The following is a 19192-nucleotide window of genomic DNA, read 5'->3' as shown; positions in this document are numbered from 1 at the left end:
CGCCCCGGTGGCGGCCTGGCCGGGCGGCCGCGGCGGCGCGCACCGCCGAGGAGCGTACGGATGCCGGCCGCCCGGAGCCCGCCCTCCCGGCCGGCCCCGCCGGGGGCGTGAGCGCCCGGGAGCTGGGGGCCGCCGAGGCGCGGATCGCGGAGGCGGAGGCAGCGGTGCCGGCCCCGCCCCTGGTCGCGCTCGCCCGCCGCCTCGGCCTGAGCCGCTTCGAGCGCGACGTGCTGCTGATGTGCCTCGCCGAGGAGTTGTCCCCGTCGACCGGTGCGCTGTTCGCGGCCGCGCACGGGGTCGGGGCGATGGCCTTCCCCACCTTCGGGCTGGCGCTCGCGGTCCTGCCCGGTCCTTCCTGGGAGGCGCTGTCCGCGCACGGCCCGCTGCGGTACTGGGGGCTCGTCGAGATCGGTCACGTGGCCGGCTCCGCGCTGGTGACCAGCCCGGTCCGCGCGGACGAGCGGATCGTCGACCACGTCAAGGGCCTGGACCACCTCGACGAACGGCTGCGCGTCCTGGTCACCCCGCTCCCGTCCGAGTCGCCCGCCGCGCTGCCCGCCTCCCAACGGGCCGCCGCCGACCGGTGCGCGGACGCCTGGGAGCTGTCCCCGGCGCCGGTCGTGCACCTGGTCGGCGGGCAGCCGGGCAGCAAGCGGCTGGTCGCCGCCGGCGCGGCCGCCTCCCGGGGGCTGACGGCGTACCGGCTGCCGGTCGCGCTGCTGCCCGGGCGGGCGGGGGACGCCGACCGGCTGGCACGGCTGTGGGAGCGGGAGGCCGCCCTCACCCCCGTCGCGCTGTACCTCGACGCGGACGACGACGCCCACGGCGGGTACGACCCGTCTGCCGTCGGGCGGTTCCTCTCGCGGACCGGGGCCCCGGCGTTCTTCAGTTCCCGGGACGCGGCCGCCGACCTCGGGCGCGCCGCCCTGATCGTGGACGTCGCCCCGCCGACCCCGCGCGAGCGCGCCGCGGCCTGGCGGGACGTGCTCGGCCCGGCGGCCCGCTCCGTCCCCGTCGACCTCCTCGCGCGGCAGTTCGCCCTGGACCTGCCCGAGATCGCGGAGGTGGCCGCGGTGCACGGCGCCGACCGGGCCTGGCGCGCCTGCCTGGACCGCGGCCGGCCCCGCCTCGACGGCCTGGCCCAGCGGTTGCGCCCGGAGGCCGGCTGGGACGACATCGTGCTGCCCGAACGGGCCGGCGCGCAGCTGCGGCGGATCGCCGACCAGGTGGCACGGCAGGAAACGGTCTACGACACCTGGGGTTTCGGCGAGCGGCGCACCCGCGGCCTCGGCGTGACCGCGCTGTTCACCGGCCCCAGCGGCACCGGCAAGACGATGGCGGCCGAGGTGCTGGCCGCGGAGCTGGGCCTCGATCTGTACCGCACGGACCTGTCGGCCGTCATGAGCAAGTACATCGGCGAGACGGAGAAGAACCTGCGCCGGCTGTTCGACGCGGCCGAGGCGGGCGGTGCGGTGCTGTTCCTGGACGAGGCGGAGGCTCTGCTGGGCACGCGCAGCGAGGTGAAGGACGCCCACGACCGGTACGCGAACGTCCAGGTCGACTACCTGCTCCAGCGGCTGGAGTCGCACCGGGGGCTCACGATCATGGCGACCAACATGCGGGCGGCGCTCGACGCGGCGCTCGTGCGCAGGCTCCGGTTCGTCGTCGAGTTCCCGTTCCCGGACGTGGGGCAGCGCCGGGAGATCTGGCGCAGGGCCTTCCCGGAGCACGCGCCGGGCCGTGACGGCCTGGACTACGAGCGGCTCGCGCGGCTCGACGTGAGCGGGGCCATGGCCCGCACCATCGCGCTCAACTCGGCGTTCCTCGCCGCGGCGGACGGGGGCCGGATCACCATGCCGCTCGTCCTGCGCGCGGCTCGGGAGGAGTTCCACAAGCTCCAGCAGCCCGTGCGGGAGCGGGATTTCGCCTGGCCGGATCCGGCCGTCGTGCAGCGTGAGGGGGCGTCGTCATGAGGGTGGAGGTGCACATCGAGCGGCTGGTCGTGGAGTGGGCGGGCGGCGGCGAGGTGTTCGCGGGGCGCGGGGAGGCGTTCGTGGCGGCGCTGCGCGAGGAGCTGGCCGCCCTGTGCGCGGCGGCCGGTACGGCGGGGACGTGGATCCCGCGCGGGGTCCGCCCGGTGGTGATCGCCCCGGCGCCGCACGGGGGCTCGGGCGGGGCGCGGGACGCGGGCCGGGCGGTCGCCCGGTCGGTGCACGCGGCCCTCGCGCCGGACTCGCGTACGGGCGCTCGTACGGGCGCTCGTACGGGCGCTCGTACGGGCTCGCCTACGGACTCGCGTACGGGCACGGACTCGTCGGGCACGGGCAGTGCCGGGCGGGGGCGGTCATGACGGGGTTCCCCGGAGTGCCCCGGGTGGTCCGCGGCGGATTCGTGCTGCTCGATCCGGACACGGGCCGCCCCGTACGGACGGTGGCGTTCCAGTTCAATCCGGACTCGCTGACCCGGACCGTGCAGCCGCAGGGCATCGGACCCGAGCCCGGGGACCGGCTGGAGGCCCAGCGACTCAAGGGCCCGCCGCACGAGACGTACAGGTTCGACGCGGAGTTCGACGCCACCGAGCAGCTCGACGCCCCCGACACCCATCCGGTGGAGGCCGGGAGCGGCCTGTTCCCGGTACTGGCCGCCCTGGAGAGCGCCCTGCACCCGAGCGTGGCGCAGCTCCTGGCCGAGGACCGGATGGCAGCCCTCGGGATGATCGAGGTCGCGCCCGTCGAGGCTCCGTTGACGGTGCTCGTGCTCGGGCGCAGCAGGGTCCTGCCCGTGCGGATCACGGAGTTCACGGTGGCCGAGGAGGCCTTCGACCCGGACCTGAACCCGATCCGGGCCAAGGTCACGGTCGGCGCGCGGGTGCTGACCGTCGACGACCTCGGCTTCCGCCACAAGGGCGGTCTGCTCTACCTCCAGCACCGGCAGGCCCGCGAGCGTTTCGCCGGGCTCGTCCCCCGCACCCCGTCCGACCTCGGCCTGACGAGTCTGTGAAGGAGTACGCGTGTTCTCCGCCACGAGCCGCTACCAGAACGTCCCGACCGCCTCGCTCACCCTCCCGGACGGCCGGACCGTCACCTACGTCCGGCGCCGCTTCCCCCCGGACCCGGACACCCTGACCACCGTGGGGACGCACGTCGTCGTGGCGGGCGAGCGCCTGGACCTCATCGCCGCCCGGGAGCTCGGCGACCCGGAGCAGGCGTGGCGGATCGCCGACGCGCACCGGGTCCTGGACCCCGAGTCGCTGACGCGGGTCCCGGGACGGCGGCTGCGGATCACCCTGCCCGCCGGGATGCCGCAGGGCGCGGGCGTGCTCGACGCGGGCGGGGGCCTCGGTGGCTAGCGCCCTGCGGCTGATGCTCCTGATGGGGCCGGTGCTCGCCGTCCCGGTGCCCGCCGCGCTGGCCGACGCCCTGCAGTCGGTCCGGGTCACCACCGCGTCGGGGCAGGCGAGCGGTTTCCAGCTGGCCTTCGCCGTGAGCGCGCGTTCCGTCATCCAGCGGGCGCTGCTGCCCGCGGGCTTCTTCGACCCCGGCGTCCGGGTGGTCCTGGTCTGCGTCGTCGCCGGCACCCCGACCGTCCTCGCGGACGGGGTCGTCACCCAGCAGGAACTGTCGCCGAGCGCCGAACCGGGCGCCTCGGTGCTGACCGTCACCGGCGAGGACCTGACGGTCCTGATGGACGTCCGGCACGAGCGGGCGTGCTTCCCCGGGCTGCCGCACCAGGCCCGCGTCGCGGCGATCTGCGCGAAGTACGCCGTCTACGGGATCGCCCCGGTGGCGGTTCCGCCCGTGCTCACCGACGTGCCGAACCCGGTGGTACACATCCCGGTCCAGGCGTCCACCGATCTGGAGTACCTGAAGGCCATGGCCTCGGAGGTCGGGTACGTCTTCTTCCTGGAGCCCGGTCCGGTCCCGGGGGCCAGCGTGGCCTACTGGGGTCCCGAGGTCCGCACCGGGCCGGTCCAGCCGGCCCTCACCGTCGGGGCGGGGGCCGCGGCCACCGCCGAGTCGCTGTCGTTCACCTACGACGGGCTCTCCCGCACCCAGTACACGGTGACCGTGACGGAGCCGGTCACCAAACTGGGCGTCGGCCTGCCGGTTCCCGACATCGGCCTGCTGCACCCACCGCTCGCGGCGCGGCCCGCGGTGACGCTCAAACAGGAGCCGCTGCCCGACGTCGGCGACCGGCCTCCGGCCGAGGCGCTGCTGCTGGGGCTGAGCCGCACCTCGACGGCGGCCGACGCGGTCCGCGGGACGGGCAAGCTCGACGTGCTGCGCTACGGGCACGTGCTGCGCGCCCGCCGGCTGGTGGGCGTGCGCGGCGCCGGACCGGCCTACGACGGGCTGTACTACGTCTCCAGCGTGACCCACGACATCCGGCGCGGCGAGTACAAGCAGGGCTTCACCCTCACCCGCGACGGCCTCGGCTCCCTGACCCCGGCGGTGATCCCGTGACGAAGGACGCGAAGAAGTACCACGGCCTCTACCAGGGGGTGGTGGCCTCCAACCTCGACCAGCTGCGCTCCGGGCGGCTCCTGGTGCGGGTCCCCGACGTGCTCGGCGACGACCCCTGCATCTGGGCGGACCCGGCGACCCCGCTGGCCGGACCCGCGAGCGGGATGTACGTCGTCCCGCTGGTCGGCTCCGGGGTCTGGGTCCAGTTCGCGGACGGCGACCCCGACCGGGCCGTGTGGACGGGGTTCTGGCGCGGCAGTGCCGAGGAGTTGCCGCCCGCCGCGCAGGCGGCGCCGGGCGGCGTGCCGCAGGTGGTCATCGGGACGCCCGCGCAGAGCTGCCTGCTGATCTCCGACCTGGCGGGGCCCACGGGCGGCATCCTGCTCCAGCTCAAGGGCCCGGCGGGACCGTACATCCGGCTCTACGAGGGCGGGATCGAGATCGGTGCCTCCGCCTCCGGACCGACGATCAAGGTGACGCAGGCCGGGATCGACCTCGGCAACGGCGCGCTCACCGTGCTGCCGGGGTGAGCGCGATGCCCGGAACCCTGGTGACGACCGCGACGGCGGTCACCTGCGGACACCTCGCCCCCGTACGGAACACCCCTGCCCAGACCCGGGTGCTGGCCGGCGGCGCGCCGCTGGCCACCGCCGCCGACCAGCTGGTGGTCACCGGCTGTCCCGGGGTGTCCGGTTCGCCGCCCTGTACGACGGTCCGCTGGACGGGACTGGCTTCACGGCTGCTGGCCGGCGGCCGGCCCGTCCTCGTACAGGCCCTCCCGCCGGCCGGTCCGGTGCCCGGCTCGGGCGTGTGCGCCGGGCCGCCCCCGACGACCCCGCTGGTCGTCGCCGGCCAGCTCCGCGTGACGGCGGGGTGAGCGCCGTGGACGTCGACTTCCCGTTCGGGACCGCCGCCACCGGCCGTACCCGGCTCACCGGCACCGAGGACCACGTGCGCGACATGATCGAGCAGGTGCTCTTCACCCGTCCCGGGGAGCGGGTGGTCCGGCCCGACTTCGGCTGCGGTCTGCTCGACCTGGTCTTCGAGCCGAACGGCCCCGACCTCGCGGCGGCCCTCCAGGTGACCGTGCAGACCGCGCTGCACCGCTGGCTCGGCGATGTCATCGCCGTCCGGTCCCTCTCCGTGACCGCCGAGGACGCGGCCCTGCGGATCGAGATCGGCTACGTACTCCTGGCGACCGGCGCCGTCCGGACCGAGGCCTTCGACAGCGGGGTGATCAGGTGAGCGGGGAGCACGTCCTCGGGGTCCGGGAGCGCGATGCGCGGGCCGCCGGTCTGGCCGGGATCGAGTCCGTGACGGTGGACGAAGGCCGTACGCGGCTCGCCGTCACCCTCTTCGGTCCGGTGCCCGAGGAGCTCGTGCCGGCCAACTTCCGGATCGACGGCGGGGTCGTCGCCCGGGACCTGCGGGTGGTGTCGGTCGAGACGGACCCCGGTCGCGGCGACGACGCGGAGGGGGAGCCGCCCGGCCGGGTGCTGTTGCGGGTGGACCGGCCGGGCGACGTGTCCGCGTACCGCCTGTCCGTGGTGCGGACGGACGCCTTCGGGCGGCCGGGCACCGAACCCCCGGAGGGCTTCGACCCGTTCTTCGCGTCCGTCGGGTTCACCTTCGGCCAGGACTGCCCGGCGACGGTCGACTGCCGGCCCGACCCGTGTCCGCCCGGGGTGTTCCCGGAGCCGGTCGTCGACTACCTCGCCAAGGACTACGCGGGACTGCGCCGGGCGCTGCTGGAGCGGCTCGCCCTGACGCTGCCCGCATGGGGCGAGCGGCACGCCGCCGACATGACGGTCGCCCTCGTCGAGCTCCTCGCGTACGCGGGCGACCAGCTGGGCTACGAGCAGGACGCGGTCGCCGCGGAGGCCTACCTGGACACCGCCCGGCTGCGCACCTCGGTCCGCCGTCACGTGCGGCTCGTCGACTACCCGATGCACGACGGCTGCGCCGCGCGGGCGTTCGTCTGCCTGTCCTCCGACGCGCGGGCCACCCTGCCGGCCGGGACCTTCCGGTTCCGGGCCGGCGGGCAGGTCTTCGAGCCCGTACGCGCCGAGCCGGTCACCGTCCGGCCCGCGCACGGCCGGATCGGCCTGTGGAGCTGGGGGGAGCACGAGTACTCCCTGCCGGCCGGCACGACCTCGGCCGCGCTGCGGGACGGCGAGGGCGAGCACCGGCTGTCGCTGCGCGCGGGGGACGTCGTGGTCTTCGAGGAGGTCCTCGGCGCGGCCACCGGACTGCCCGCCGACGCCGACCGCGGGCACCGGCAGGCGGTGCGGCTCGTCGCGGTGCGGCGCGGTGTCGACCGGCTCTACGGGCAGCGCCTGCTGGAGGTGGAGTGGGACGCGGAGGACGCCTTGGCCTTCCCGCTGCGGGTGCGCGCCGTCGGCGGTCCGCGGTGCGTCCCGCTGGACGTCGCCGTGGCCCGGGGCAACACCGTGCTCGTCGAGCACGGGGCGAGCCGCACCTGGTGCGGTGCGGAGCCGGAGCGGGTCACCCGGCCCGCGCGGCCCCCGGGGGCCGCGGGCTGTCCGTGCCCGCCGGAGTCCGGGTGCGCCGGTACGGACGGCCCGGCGGCGCTGCCCGCCTACCCGCCGACGGAGGACCGGTTCGAGCCGCGGGTACCGGGCGACGGCGCCGCGGCTCCGGTCACCTGGAGCGTGCCCTTCCCGATGCCCTCGGACATCGGGCGGGCCCAGGCCCGGCGGCTGGACGGGATCCCGGGCCGCGCCCGGGAGCGGCTGCTGGACCTGCTGCGCCGCGCCGAGGGGGAACACCGCCCCGACGGGGCGGCCCTCGCCTGGCTGACGACCGTGTTCGGCTCCGCCGCCCTGCGCCGACTGCCCCTGGCCACCGAGCCGGTGGCGGCGCTGCGCACCCTCGTGGCCCGCTTCGACGAGCTGCTGGAGCGCAAGCTGGCCCGGCTGCGCGAACTCGCCCGCCGGGCACGGGCCGGGTACGTGCTGCGGGCCGCCGACGAGGGCTGGGAGATCGGGCAGGGCTGGGGCGCGGCCGAGGGCGGGGCGCTCGACCCGGAGCTGCCGGTCTTCCACGGGCCGGCCGCGCGGGCGCTGGCACCCGATCCTCGCGCGGCCCTGCCCGCGGTGGAGGTCCACGCGGACGACGGCGGCGACGAGCACGGCGGCGACAGCGGCGGCGACGAGCGCGACGAAGGCGCCGCGGCGCCGGTGTGGCTGCCCCGGCGCGACCTGCTCGACTGCGGGCCCGCCGACCGCTGCTTCGTGGGCGAACTCGACGACGACGGCGTCCTCGTGCTGCGCTTCGGCGACGGCCGCCACGGCGCGGTCCCCGCCCCGGGCTCGGTGCTCGCGCTGCGCTACCGGCTCGGCAACGGGACGGCCGGCAACGCGGGGGCGGAGGCCATCGACACCGTCGAGCTGTGCGGGGTCACCGGGGTGACGGTCCGGGTGCGCAACCCGCTGCCCGCCACGGGCGGCGCCGACCCCGAACCGCTCGCCGAGGTACGCCGACGGGCGCCCGGTGACGCGCTGCGCCGACGGCTGCGGGCCGTCACCGAGGCCGACTACGCGGCGCTGGCGGGCGAGGTGCCCGGCGTGCAGGGGGCCGGTGCCCGGCTGCGCTGGACCGGCTCCTGGTACGAGGCCCAGGTGGCGGTGGACGCGCTGGGGACGGACGTCGCCCCCGAGAGGCTGCTCGACGGGGTGCGGGAGCGGCTGCACCGGGTGCGCCGGATCGGGCACGAGGTGCGAGTGGGGCCGGCCCGGCAGGTGCCGCTGCGGCTGGCGCTGTGCGTGGAGGCCGAGCCGTCGGCGGTGGCGGGGCACGTGCGCGCCGCCTTGGCCCGGGTGCTGGGCCACGGCCGCACGGCCGACGGCGCGCCCGCCTTCTTCCACCCCGACGCGCTCACGTTCGGAACTCCCGTGCGGGTGAGCCGGATCGTCGCGGTGGCGGCGGCCGTGCCCGGCGTCCTGTCGGTCTCGGTCACCGCGCTGGAGCGGCTCTTCGAACCCTCGCCGGACGCGCTGCGCGAGGGGGTCCTGCCGCTGGGAGCGGACGAGATCGCGCGGCTCGACGGCGATCCGGCCCGGCCCGGGAACGGCGTACTGGAACTGCGGATCGGGGGCGGTCGATGAGCGGGCACGGCGGATGCGGGTGCGGGGGAAGCCGGTGCGGGGGAAGCCGGTGCGGGGGGAACGGCGCCGGGAGCGGGAACGGCGGCGCGGGTGGCGGCGGGGTCGGGGGCGGGGGCTGTTGCGGCGGGGGTCCGCCGACGCCGGCGTCCACGTACAACCCGCCGGGACGCTCCTCGATCGACTACCGCGTCGGCACGCACGGGCGGTTCATGGCCGCGATGCTCCAGCGCCTGGCGAGCCGGCCGGAGCTCGACCGGCTGACCGCCCGCACCACCGACGATCCGGCGGTCGCCCTGCTCGACTGCTGGGCCGTCGTCGCCGACGTGCTGACCTTCTACGGGGAGCGCCACGCTCAGGAGGGCTACCTGGCCACGGCCGTCGAGGCGGAGTCCCTGGTCCGGCTCGGGCGGCTGGTCGGCCACCGGCCGCGGCCCGCCCTCGGCGCCGGCGGGTACCTGGCCTACACCCTCGACCCCGGCGCGCGGACCGTCGTACCGGCCGGGTCGCAGGCCAAGAGCGTGCCCGCACCGGGGGGGTTGCCGCAGACCTTCGAGACGGCCGAGGAGCTCACGGCCGATGCCGCCTGGAACACCCTCCCGGTGCGGATGACGGTCCCGCCGCGGCTCCGGGCCGGCACGGCGCGCCGGCTGGAGCGGCTCACCTTCACCGGGTCCGCGCTGGGGCTGCGGCCCGGTGACCGGCTGCTGCTGCTGTTCGGCTCCGCCCACGATCCGGTCGTACGGGTGGTGGCCGGCGCGACCGCCGACTACCCGGCCGCGCTCACCGCCGTCGACCTCGTCCCGGACTCCCCCGCCGACCCGGCGGAGGCGGCCCGGGAGGCACTGCTGGCCACCGCCCGCAGCGGCCCGAGGGTGCCGGCCGCGACGGTGCTGCGGGCATCGGTGGCGGCGGCGCTGGAGCGGCTGGCCCCGGACGGGGGCGCCGCGAGCCACGCGTACGGGAGGGTCGCGGACGCCGCCCGGCTGCTGGCTGAGGGCGTGGCCTTCACCACGGCCCGGGGCAACGCGGCGTTGGCCGGGTGGCTGGCCGGCGAGGTGGCCGACGCGGTACGGGCCCTGCGCGCCGCGCTGTCCGCCGTGGCCGCGGAACGCCGGCGCAGCCTGCCGGAGGTCGAGTACCTGAGGGCGCTCGCGCACGCACTGGCCTGCACCTGCACACCCGGTGAACGGCGCACGGACGGCGACACGGGCGAGGACGGCGACGGCGGCGACGGCGGCGACGGCGACCGGGACGGAGGCGGGGCCCGGGACGGAGGCGGAGCCCGGGACGGGGACGGCTGCGGCTCCCCGGACTGCGACCGGGCGACGGCGCTCGTCGCCACCGCCGCGGTGCTCCCGGCCCTGCGCCGCACCCCGCCCCGGCCCCCGACGGCGGGCCGGGACCTGGACACCGACCCGTGCGAGGCGTGGGACCCCCGCTCCGACTCGGTACCCGGGCTGCTCGCGGCGGCCGATCCCCGGCTGGCCGGCACGGTCCACCGGGCCTGGACCACGCAGCGGATCGCCCCGCCCCGGGAGAACGCGGGCGTCCAAGTGCTGCGCGTCAAGGCCCGGCCGGTCGATCCGCGCCTGGACCCGCAGGGCACGCAGGCGCCCGCCGGGACCGAGTACCTCTACCTGGAGGGCCACTTCGACGGGGTGCTGCCGGGCTCCCGGGCGCTCGCCGAGCAGCCCCGCCCGGCGCCCGAGAGCCGCCTGGTCCGGGTCCTGGACGTCACCCAGCTACGGCTGCCCTTCCCCTCCCCGGCGGGCGCGCCGCCGGTGTTCGTGCCCGTCACCCGGCTCACCGTGGACGGCCCGTGGCACGGGACGACGGAAGGAGACGGCGGCGTTCCGTACGGGGACATCACCGTCTGGGCGGCGGGCGAGGACCTCGCCCTGGCCGACGACCCGGTCACCGAGGACGTCGCGGGTGCCCGGATCGAGCTGGCGGGGGTCTGCCCCGGGCTGCTGCCCGGCCGCCGGCTGGTCGTCTCCGGCGAGCGGACCGACGTCCCGGGGACCACGGGCATCCCCGGGAGCGAGCCGGTCATGCTGGCCTCGGTCCGCCAGAGCGTCGACGCCGCCGCCGGCGGGGACACCGTCCACACCGAGCTCCTCCTCGCGGCGCCGCTCACCTACACCTACCGGCGGGACACCGTGACCGTGTACGGCAACGTCGTGCCCGCCACGCAGGGCGAGACCCGCTCGGAGGTCCTGGGCAGCGGGGACGCCTCACGGGGCGGGCAGTCGTTCGCGCTGCGCGGGGTGACGGCCGCCGCGCCGCTGACGTACCTGCCGACCGCCACGCCCGACGGCGCCGAACCCGCCCTGACGGTACGGGTGGACGGTGTCCGCCGCCCCCGGACCGAGGACCTCTCGCTCCTCGGGCCGACGGACCCGGCGTACGCGCTCGACCGGGACCCGGGCGCCGGTACCGCGACGGTGGCGTTCGGTGACGGCGTCCACGGCGCCCGGCTCCGGAGCGGGGTGGAGAACGTCACCGCCGTCTACCGGGTCGGCGCGGGCCCGGACGGCAACCTGCCGCCCGGCCGGATCACCCAGGCCGTGAGCCGTCCGCTCGGGGTGGGCGCCGTGACCAATCCGCTCGCCTCCACGGGCGGCGCGGACGCCGACGGGCCGCGCGACCTGCGCGCCGTGATCCCGCTGCGCACCCGGGCCCTGGACCGGCTGGTGTCGGTACGGGACTACGCCGACTTCGCGCGGGCCCGCGCCGGGATCGGCCGGGCGGCGGCCGCCCGGCTGTTCGACGGCCGGCGCGAACTCGTCCACGTCACGGTCGCCGCCGCCGGTGACGTGCCCGTCACCGCCTCGGACCCGCTGACGGCCGGACTGTCGGCAGCGCTCGCCGACTTCGGGGACCCGCACGTCCCGGTGCGGGTCGACGTCCGCGAGCTGGTGCTGCTGGTCCTGTCGGCGGGGGTGAAGGTGCTGCCGGACCATTCCTTCGAGACCGTCGAACCGGCGGTGCGGGCCGCCGTCCTCGGCGTGCTCGGCTTCGCCGCGCGCGACCTGGCCGAGCCGGCCCGGCTCAGCCGCGTCCTGGCCGCCGCGCACGCCGTGCCGGGGGTCGACCACCTCGACGTCGACGTGTTCGCCGGGATCGGCTCGGCGGCCGATCCGCTGGCGCTCGTCGACCTCGTCTCCGGACTGCGGGGCGCGGCGGCGACGGTGGACGCGCTGCCGGCGCGGGCCGAACCCCGGGTGCACGTGGTCGGCGACGACCCGACCGGCGCCGCCGACACCCTGACGTCGGTCGCGGTGCGCCACGGCCTGCGGGTGGAGGAGCTCGTCGCCCTCAACCCGGGCCTGCGTTCGCCCGACCTGGAGCCGGGGCGGCGCCTGGTCGTCTCCGTGTCCGTGCGCCCGGCCCAGCTTGCCGTGATGACCCCCGACCTGTCCCAGACCCTGATCCTGCGGAGGCTGCCGTGACGACCGGTGCGGAGCGGACCCTGTACGAACTGCTCCCGGCCCTCTACCGGCGCCGGGACGCCGAGGAGGGGATGCCCCTGCGGGCGCTGCTGGAGGTGCTGGAGGAACAGCGCGTCCTGGTGCGGGAGTCGGTGCGCCGGCAGTACGCCGACTGGTTCGTGGAGACCTGCCAGGGCTGGGTGCTGCCCTACATCGGGGCGCTGGTCGGCTACGAGGCGCTGCCGGGGTACGAGGCGGCGCTCGCCCGCGGGGGCGGGGCGGCGGAGCGGCTCGCCGCCGCGGTGGCGCCGCGTCGCGACATCGCCCGCACCCTGGCGAACCGGCGGCGCAAGGGCACCCTCGCCGTCCTGGAGGAGCTGGCGCGCGACGTGGCCGACTGGCCGGCGCGGGCGGTGGAGTTCCGTACGCTGCTCGCCTTCGACCAACCCGTGCGCCGGTACGCGGCCTACGGGCCGGACATCGGGGAGCGGCTGTGCTCCGGGCGTCTGGCGGACCTGCGGTGCGGCGGTGAACTCGACCTGGTGGACGGGCCGTTCGACCGGCTCGCGCACACGGCGGACGTCCGCGGGGTCGAGTCGGCGCACGGTCCGGGGCACGGGGGCGTCGCGGGTGTCGGGCTGTTCGTGTGGCGCCTGGGCGCCCACTCCCTGACCCGCGCGCCGGCGTACTGCGTCGACCGCGACCGCGGCCACTACACCTTCAGCGTCCTCGGCAACGACACCCCGCTGGTGACGCTTCCCGTGACCGAGCCGGCGCCGACGCACATCGCGGACGAGACGAACGTCCCCGCCTTCATCCGGCGGCGGGCGTTCGAGGAGCGCACGGCCCACTACTACGGGCCGGGCAAGAGCCTGTGCGTGTGGAGCGGGGACGGCACGCCGGTGCCGCTGTCGGCGATCGTCGCGGCGGACCTGTCGCAGTGGGAGCCGTCGCACGGGGTCCGGGCGCCGCGCCGGGGGGAGGTCGCCGTCGACCCGGTGCTCGGGCGGATCGCCTTCGCGCCGCGCTCGGCGCCCGAGGCGGGGCTGCGGGTGAGCTACCACCACGCCTTCCCGGCGGACATGGGCGGCGGCGAGTACCCGGTGCCCGTGGCGCCGTCCGGGCCCGGGGCGGCCCGCTACCGGGTCGGTCCCGGTGAGGAGTTCGAGCGGCCCGCGGAGGCCGTCGCCCGGTGGTACGAGGACAAGCGGGCCGACCCGGCGCGCCGCGAGGCGGTGATCGAGCTCGTCGGGTCGGTGGCCTTCCGGCAGATGACCGAGATCCGGCTGGACCTGGGCGACCGGCTCACCGTGCGGGCGGCGCCCGGCAGTCGGCCGGTCCTGCGGCTGCTGGACCGGCACGCCGACCGCCCGGACGCGCTGCGGTTCACCGGGACGGGCCGGGGGGAGGGACCGCTGCCCTCGCTGCGGCTCGCCGGGCTGCTGGTGGCCGGCCGCGGCGTCCGCGTCCAGGGGCCCGTGGGCCGGGTGGAGATCAGCCACTGCACGCTCGTGCCGGGCTGGTCGCTCGACCGGGGCTGCCGCTGCGAGCACCCCGGTGAGCCCGGCCTGGAACTCGTGCGCACCCCGGCGTGCGTGGAGGTCCGCGACAGCATCACGGGGGCCGTCCTGGTGGAGGCGGACGGGGAGTGCGCCGCGCCGAACCGGGTCTTCTTCTGCGACTCGGTCCTCGACGCCACGTCGGCGGCGCTGCCCGCGTTCGGCGGACCTGACGGCGGGTGCGCGTACGCCGAACTGTCGGCGCGGGCGACCACCGTCATCGGGACGGTGCGCACCCGTGCGGTCGGGGTCGTGGAGGACTCCCTGCTGGACGGCACGGTGCACGTGGCGGTCCGCGACCGGGGCTGCGTCCGGTTCAGCTACCTCGCGCCGGGCTCCCGCACGCCCGCGCCCTTCCACTGCGAACCGGCCGCCTCCGGGGACCCGGCCCGCGTCGTCCCCCGGTTCACGAGCACGGTCTACGGGACGCCCGGCTACGCGCAGCTCTCCGCGGCCTGCCCGCCGGAGATCCGCCGCGGCGCCGAGGACGGCTCCGAACTCGGCGCGTTCCACGGCCTGTTCCAGCCCCAGCGTGAGGACGGGCTGCGCCGGCGGCTGGCGGAGTACACGCCGGCCGGCACGTCGAGCGGCGTCCTGTTCGTCACCTGAGTTCCGTCCCCGAGGAGGCACATCTTGTCCGTCGACATCTCGCGCGTCTCGTTCGACCCGTCGAAGCACTACTCGCGGATCGTCCACCAGCAGGGGCGGGTCACCCTGGACGCCGACGCGAACGAGCAGACCGCCGTGCTGCTGCACTACCTGCGCACCGTCGTCGCCGACGTGCTCGGGCCGGCGGCCGTGCCCCGGGGCGCGCCCGGGTTCTCGGTGGCCCGGATCCCGCAGGACCCGGACCGCGACCTCGCGATCGGCGCCGGGCGGCTGTACGTGGACGGCCTGCTCGTCGAGAACGACGTCCCGACCACGTACCTGACCCAGCCCGACGGCCACGTCGACCCCGAGACGGCCCCCGTCCCGGCGGGTCCGGCGCTGGTCTACCTCCGGGCCTGGGAGCGGGAGGTCACCGTGATCCAGGACCCGGCGATCCGGGAGATCGCGCTGGGCGGCGCAGGCCCGGACACCGCCGCGCGGGCCAGGGTCGTCTGGCAGGTGGTGCTGCACGGCTTCGGGGAGGAGGATCCGGATCCGGGGGCCGCGGAGGCGTCCGCCCGGTTCCGGGCCTGGCTGGACGGGCTGTACCGGCCGGCGGGCCGGCTGGCGGCGCGGGCCCGGTACGAGCCGGCGGGGCCGTCCGACCCGTGCGCGGTCGCGCCCCGGGCCCGGTTCCGGGGGCCGGAGAACCAGCTGTACCGCGTGCAGGTCCACACCTCGGGGGCGGGCCTGCTGCCCGGCGCGGACCCGGCGCGGCCGGTGGTGCGGACCCGCCGGGGGCGGGGTGCCGGGCGGGCCGCGGAGCCGGTGGCCACGTTCGTCTGGTCGCGGGAGAACGCCTCGGTGGCCCTGCCGGTGACCGCGGTGGCGGGGCCGGTGGTGACGGTGGAGGACTGGGGGCGTGACCACCGGCTGGGGCTTGACGTGGGCGATCTGGTCGAGCTCGTCGACGACTCGGCGGCGGTGCACGTCGCGGACGAGGTGCCGGGCGGCCCGCCGCAGCGCGCCCACCGGATCGTCGCGGTCGACGTGCCCGGCCGCACCCTCACCCTCGACGCCGACCCCAACGCGGGCCCGCCCGGGGAGCAGCCGCCCCCGCAGGTCGGCGGGGATCCGGAACTGCACCCGTACCTGCGGCGCTGGGACCACCGGCCGCCGCGGGGCGAGGACGCCCTGCCCGTGCTCCTGGACACGTGGATCGCCCTGGAGGACGGCGTGGAGGTCCGCTTCGAGGCCCCGCGCCGGCCTACGGCGACGGGCCGGGACGCGGAGCGGGGCCCGGACGGGGAGCGGACGGCGGGTCGTTTCCGGCGGGGCGACCACTGGCTGGTTCCGGCCCGCACGATCCCCGGTGACGTGCTGTGGCCGCAGGCCGAGGACGGGCCGGCGGCGGTCGGGCCGCACGGCGTGGTCTACCGGTACGCCCCGCTGGCGTACCTGCCCGCCGGGGAGGGCGACCCCGTACCTCTGGTGCCCGCGTTCTCCCCGTTGTTCCCCCCGGTGGGGTGAGCGGTGGCCGCGCACGAGGTGCCCGCCGTCCCCTCCGGGCCCGCCCGGCCCGAGCGGCGGTCGGTGTGGCGTGCGGCGGATCCACGGGCGCCGGAACCCGACGAACGGCTGGAGGCGGAGGCCGACCGGTTCGCCGAGCGGTACGCGTCCCTGGCGCCGGGGGCCGTGCGCCCGCTGCCGCGCCCCCTCCCGGCGGCCTCCCCGACGGGGGACGCCGGGGCGCCCCTGGACGCGGCGACGCGGGCGGCGATGGAGCCCCGGCTGGGCTGGGACCTGTCCCGGGTCCGGGTGCACACCGGGCCGGGAGCCGCCGCGTCGGCCGCCGCCCTGGGCGCGCGGGCCTACACGGTCGGCGGTCACATCGTCCTCGGGGACGGGGCACGACCCGGTTCGGACGCGGGGCGGCGGCTGCTGGCCCACGAGCTGGCCCACGTGGCCCAGCAGGCGCGGGGCGAGGGCGCGGGCAGGATCCACCGCAAGCCCCTGCCCCCGGCCGCGGCGCCCGCGACCAGGAGGGCCCGGGGCGGCGGGAAGCCGTTCCCGTTGAAGGTGACGCGGGAGATGGACCCGGCCGAGCTGCTGCGCGAGTTCGTCCGCCAGTACTACCGGACGACGGACGAGCGGGAGGTCGGCCGGCGGCTGCCCTGGTGGCAGTGGCGGAAGCCGGGCGGCCTGGCGGCCGGTGCGGACGACGTCCGGCGCGGCACGATCTGGCTGACCGTCAACGACACCACCCAGGCGGCGCTGGACCGGCTGCCCCAGGAGGAGCAGGACCGGATCAACGCGGAGGCGGATGCCCGGTTCTGGCAGCAAAGCGGCCTGCCCGCGGGCACGAAGCTGGGCGGCGGACCGCAGGACGCGGTGCTGCGCGCCAGGTGGCTCGGCGCCCGCGCGGACGTGACCTGGGAACACGCGCAGCTGCGGGAGCTCCAGGCGCTGCCCGAGGACGTCCGGCGGATCCTCTTCGCGGGCGACCGGCCCCTGGTCCCCGAGGACTACGAGAAAGCCCTGGGCCTCGCCCACAGGCTGACCGCCCTGACCCCGGCGCAGCGGGCTTCCTATCTGGACCGGGTGAACGGTTCGACGGGCGACTGGGACGAACTCGAAGCGGGCATCGGCCGGTTCGAGGACCGGGAGCGGCTGCGCGCGGCGGACGCACAGCGCACCGAGGAAGCCGCCTCCGCCCTGTTCGGCTGCGAGGACCTCTACCGGCTGTGGCAGACCCGCAACACCGCACGCCAGGAGGCCGTCCAGGCGAGTCCGTACGTCGGCTACCAGCCGGACCTGGTGCGCGGGGTGACGGAGGCTGCCGCCCGGTTCGAGGAGTCCCTAGCCCGGCACGGGTTCGCGGGCGAGCAGGCCTTCCTCGACGCGATGGCCGTCTACCGGCTGCGGTTCCGCACCGAGGCCGTCGACGTCGCCCTCGACCTCCTCGACCACTACGACCACCTGCTGTACGTGGAGCGGGGCCGGCTGCAGGGGCCCGGATACGTCGCCTCGCTCGTCTCCGGCATCTCGGCGTCGGGCGCACCCGGACTGTACGCGCGGGCCGCGCGGGCGGAGTCGACGGCGCGGACCATCCGGGCCGGGGCGGACCCGGAGTCCGCCTTCGAACGCAACCGGGCCGCGGCACAGGCGGGCGGTCACCTGCGGGAGGCGGCCTCGCTGCGGGATTCGGCGGAGCGGGCGGTGTTCACCGCGGGCGGCGGCGATCCGCTGCTCGACCCCGGGCGACTCGGCCGGGCCACCGACCTGGAGAAGCTGTCCGGCCTCGACGAGGCGGGCGCGCGGGCGTATCTCCTTTCGGTCGTCGACGCCCGGCTCGCGGACACGGTCAGGGCCCGCCAGGAGTTCACGGGGGATCCCGAGCGCGTCTACAGCCTGCCCGACCTGGTGCGGGCGACGAAGGAGAAGCTGGGCGCGGACGGCGCCACGGTGTACGGGTGGATCGTCGACGACCACGTCGAGGAGGTCCGGCGGTCACACGTGTTCACGGCCGTGGTCCTCGGCGTCCTCGCCCTCGTCCTCGCGGCCCTCGTCCCCGTCGGCGGCTGGACGGCGGCGATCGCGCTCCTCGGCACCTCGGTCCTGAGCGCCTACCAGGCCGGGCAGGCGCTGGAGGAGTACCGGGCCGAGTCGGCGGACTACCGGCTGTCGTTCATCGAGGACGAGCCCTCACTGCTGTGGGTCGGGGTGGCCGTGGCGGCGGCCGCGGTCGACCTCGGGGTATCGGCCGTCGTGCTCTTCAAGGCGTCGGCGAAGGCGCTCTCCGCGCTGGAGGGCCCGCTGCGCGAGCTGGTGGCGGCATCGGACGCGGAGTCGGCGGCGGCCCGATACCGGACCCTCGTCGCGCGGATCGACGAGGCCGAGGGGCTCGACCAGGCGGTGAAGGAGGCCCTGAAGGACCGGGCGGCCGCCGCGCGGGGCCTGGACCAACTGGCCGGAGAGCTCCGTTCCAAGCCCATGATCTTCATCGGCGCGGCCGAGCCCCGGCTGCTCAGGAGGGGCCTCTTCCACCTCGTCCGGCTGGGCGCGAACACGTTCACGAAACTCCGCAAGGAGAAGCAGCTCCTCGACCTCCTGGGTGACGTGACGAAGCTGTCCGGCGCCGCCAGGGCCGAACTGGAGACGGCGTTCGGCGAGGTGAAGCAGATCGTCTCCGTCGGCAAGGCGCACCGCATGGACGAGGCCACCCTGCTGGAGTTCGTCGACCGGTCGGCCGCCGCGCGGAAGGTCGGCGGTTCAGGCGAGTTCGAGTCGATCGTGGCGGACATGCGGGCCTGGCACCCGCCGACGCAGGAGCAGTACGACGCGGAGAAGGCCCTGGTCGACGCCTGGGAGGAACTCCGGTCTCTGCGGCAGACCCGGGAGGAGTTGCTGGCCGAGCTGAGGGCCGGCCCGAAGACGGCCTCCGGGGCTCCGGACCACGCGCGGATCGATGAGCTGCGCGACAGCTTCGAGGGCCTCGACGACGTCGTCCACCAAGGACGCGACGGCCGGACGTGGGTGGAGCAGGGCGCCGTCTCCCAGGCACGACAGAGGGTCCTGGCTGCCGAGGCGGCCGCCGAGACGGCACGGGTCAGCCCGGTCAAGCGCATGCGGGCGGTCTTCGACGGCTCCCCCGAACGGGCCGAGGTCGCGGCGTCGGGGACGGCCGACCGGGTCGGGACGCTGCGGTCGCCGTCGGAGAAACTGGCCGTGGACCACGTCGTCTCGCTGGACCGCATGTCGCAGATGGAGGGCTTCACCAAGCTCAAGGCCGTGGAGCGCGAGCGGCTGGCGGTCCGCAAGGACAACCTCGTCCTGATGGACTCCTCCGCGAACTCCTCCAAAGGTGCGCACAGTTGGTCGGCCTGGGAGTACTCCTCGAACTACTACACCGACCCCGCCCAGATCGCGCAGTGGAAGGGCAGGGACGCCGAACTCACGGCGACGATCCAGAAGTGGATCCTCGACACGGTCCGCGGACGCTGAGACCTGTGCAAACCACTCGC

At 76.6% G+C, this 19192-nt stretch carries 13 protein-coding genes; all 13 read left to right on the top strand.

Translation table 11 applies throughout. The features are described from left to right. Positions 1-1973, top strand: a 1973-nt coding sequence (locus ACEPPI_RS21295; protein WP_373916837.1) for an ATP-binding protein, incomplete at its 5' end; no start/stop codon positions are given. Next, positions 1970-2350, top strand: coding sequence for a hypothetical protein (locus ACEPPI_RS21290; protein ID WP_373916836.1), 381 nt, complete (start codon positions 1970-1972; stop codon positions 2348-2350). The genes ACEPPI_RS21295 and ACEPPI_RS21290, both read left to right, overlap by 4 nt. Further along, positions 2347-3000, top strand: a complete 654-nt coding sequence (locus tag ACEPPI_RS21285; RefSeq protein ID WP_373916835.1) for a hypothetical protein — start codon at positions 2347-2349, stop codon at positions 2998-3000. The genes ACEPPI_RS21290 and ACEPPI_RS21285 overlap by 4 nt, the downstream gene beginning before the upstream one ends. A gap of 10 nt (positions 3001-3010) precedes the next feature. Next, positions 3011-3349, top strand: a complete 339-nt coding sequence (locus tag ACEPPI_RS21280; protein ID WP_373916834.1) for a LysM domain-containing protein — start codon at positions 3011-3013, stop codon at positions 3347-3349. Then, positions 3342-4463, top strand: coding sequence for a hypothetical protein (locus tag ACEPPI_RS21275; protein ID WP_373916833.1), 1122 nt, complete (start codon positions 3342-3344; stop codon positions 4461-4463). The genes ACEPPI_RS21280 and ACEPPI_RS21275 overlap by 8 nt, the downstream gene beginning before the upstream one ends. Beyond that, the gene (locus ACEPPI_RS21270; RefSeq protein WP_373916832.1) at positions 4460-4993 is read left to right on the top strand and encodes a phage baseplate assembly protein V; all 534 of its coding nucleotides are present in this window, start codon (positions 4460-4462) and stop codon (positions 4991-4993) included. Before ACEPPI_RS21275 ends, ACEPPI_RS21270 begins: the two co-directional genes overlap by 4 nt. Positions 4994-4998: 5 nt before the next feature. Next, on the top strand, positions 4999-5340 hold the full coding sequence (locus tag ACEPPI_RS21265) for a hypothetical protein (RefSeq protein ID WP_373916831.1): 342 nt from the start codon (positions 4999-5001) through the stop codon (positions 5338-5340). A gap of 5 nt (positions 5341-5345) precedes the next feature. After that, positions 5346-5708, top strand: coding sequence for a GPW/gp25 family protein (locus tag ACEPPI_RS21260; protein WP_373916830.1), 363 nt, complete (start codon positions 5346-5348; stop codon positions 5706-5708). Continuing rightward, complete coding sequence (locus ACEPPI_RS21255; protein WP_373916829.1) at positions 5705-8590, top strand: putative baseplate assembly protein; 2886 nt, start codon at positions 5705-5707, stop codon at positions 8588-8590. Before ACEPPI_RS21260 ends, ACEPPI_RS21255 begins: the two co-directional genes overlap by 4 nt. 209 nt (positions 8591-8799) lie before the next feature. After that, entirely contained in the window at positions 8800-12042 is a 3243-nt protein-coding gene (locus ACEPPI_RS21250; protein WP_373916828.1) for a putative baseplate assembly protein, read from the top strand. After that, positions 12039-14189, top strand: coding sequence for a hypothetical protein (locus ACEPPI_RS21245; RefSeq protein ID WP_373916827.1), 2151 nt, complete (start codon positions 12039-12041; stop codon positions 14187-14189). The genes ACEPPI_RS21250 and ACEPPI_RS21245 overlap by 4 nt, the downstream gene beginning before the upstream one ends. Positions 14190-14213: 24 nt before the next feature. Beyond that, the gene (locus ACEPPI_RS21240) at positions 14214-15698 is read left to right on the top strand and encodes a DUF6519 domain-containing protein (protein WP_373916826.1); all 1485 of its coding nucleotides are present in this window, start codon (positions 14214-14216) and stop codon (positions 15696-15698) included. 3 nt (positions 15699-15701) lie between these two features. Next, positions 15702-19172 (top strand): DUF4157 domain-containing protein, encoded by a 3471-nt coding sequence (locus ACEPPI_RS21235; RefSeq protein ID WP_373916825.1) that lies wholly within the window; start codon positions 15702-15704, stop codon positions 19170-19172. Positions 19173-19192 lie beyond the last annotated feature (20 nt).

It is taken from the genome of Streptomyces sp. AB3(2024) (assembly GCF_041862025.1).
Taxonomy (GTDB): Bacteria; Actinomycetota; Actinomycetes; order Streptomycetales; family Streptomycetaceae; genus Streptomyces.
This window is presented reverse-complemented; position numbering and strand designations above follow the sequence as displayed.

Bases quoted from the DNA above. Each gene is read 5' to 3' on its own strand.
- ACEPPI_RS21290 (WP_373916836.1), top strand. From the start codon at position 1,970: ATGAGGGTGGAGGTGCACATCGAGCGGCTGGTCGTGGAGTGGGCGGGC.
- ACEPPI_RS21285 (WP_373916835.1), top strand. From the start codon at position 2,347: ATGACGGGGTTCCCCGGAGTGCCCCGGGTGGTCCGCGGCGGATTCGTG.
- ACEPPI_RS21265 (WP_373916831.1), top strand. From the start codon at position 4,999: ATGCCCGGAACCCTGGTGACGACCGCGACGGCGGTCACCTGCGGACAC.
- ACEPPI_RS21250 (WP_373916828.1), top strand. From the start codon at position 8,800: ATGGCCGCGATGCTCCAGCGCCTGGCGAGCCGGCCGGAGCTCGACCGG.